General features: G+C 39.7%; 1 protein-coding gene. It reads left to right on the forward strand.

Annotated elements, in window-relative coordinates; genetic code table 11:
• Positions 1–39 precede the first annotated feature (39 nt).
• Positions 40–1,017: a hypothetical protein gene (locus PL85_RS18520; RefSeq protein WP_115340179.1), complete on the forward strand. Its 978-nt coding sequence runs from the start codon at positions 40–42 to the stop codon at positions 1,015–1,017.
• The last annotated feature ends 13 nt before the right edge of the window (positions 1,018–1,030 follow it).

Below are 1,030 nucleotides of genomic sequence, written 5' to 3' on the forward strand. Positions count from 1 at the left end.
TTAGCCGGGCGTTATATTTCTTAAGCATATGGAGGCAGCTTGAAAGATAAACCATCAGATTTAGAGAGACTTATTCATGAATCTCTTGAGCAGCTAGGTTGGAGCGCTGATGCGAAAAGCATCGCTGAAAGAGTGCATAGACTTAATATAGGTCTTCCATTAGAAGACGAGTTTTCTATTATCTGTGGCTGGCTCGGTCAATGTAGTTTGGTTCATAAATTAGACCAGCAACAGTATCCAGCTACTTCTAAAAATGATTTTCAGGTTCCGGATCTACTCGCAAACTTTAATGTGCGTGGTGCCGGTAGTACTTCTGTTTTAATTGAAGTTAAGTCTTGTGAGAAAAATGTTTTGTCTCTCAGACCTGACTACGTATCTAAATTGAAGACTTATGGGCAACTCTTAGGGCTTCCCGTTTTAATTGCATGGCGAAAGTATGGGATTTGGAGTCTGGTAGATTTAGATGTTTTCTCAAAGGCCAAGTCAAACTTCAATCTTAACTTCAATGATGCAATGCGTAATAGCTTAATGGGTAAATTTCTTGGTGATTTCTCATACACTCCGCAAGTTAATTCCGGTGTTCATATTAGCTTCAAGAAAGAAAAACTCATTGAAATTATCGAAACAGATGAAGGGGTTCAAGAAAATTGGCACATGGTCATAGATGACGTTTATTTCACAAACGGGGATAATAAGCAGTTAAGAGAGCTATCACCAATTGCTCAGCAGCTATTCCACTCCTGGGATCTTACCACAACAGAGACCCACTCTGATTCGCATGTGGTGATGCACAATACAGTTGATGAAGAATCAGGAATGTTTGCGCATATGGCATTAACTAGATTACTTTCATTTCACGGCCGAGAAGATGAGGTTCATTGGCGGCGCCATTTGCAACATGATTCTGCAATCTCAAGTATTTTAGATTTTAGGAGCGGGATTGAAGAGAACCTAAAAGCAGGCATTATCAAATACATTTTTGACATTGAGCCAGCAAGTATCCCAGATTTTCTGTAAGCGCGTCATAAAC

This window comes from Vibrio anguillarum (genome assembly GCF_001989995.2).
GTDB lineage: Bacteria > Pseudomonadota > Gammaproteobacteria > Enterobacterales > Vibrionaceae > Vibrio > Vibrio anguillarum.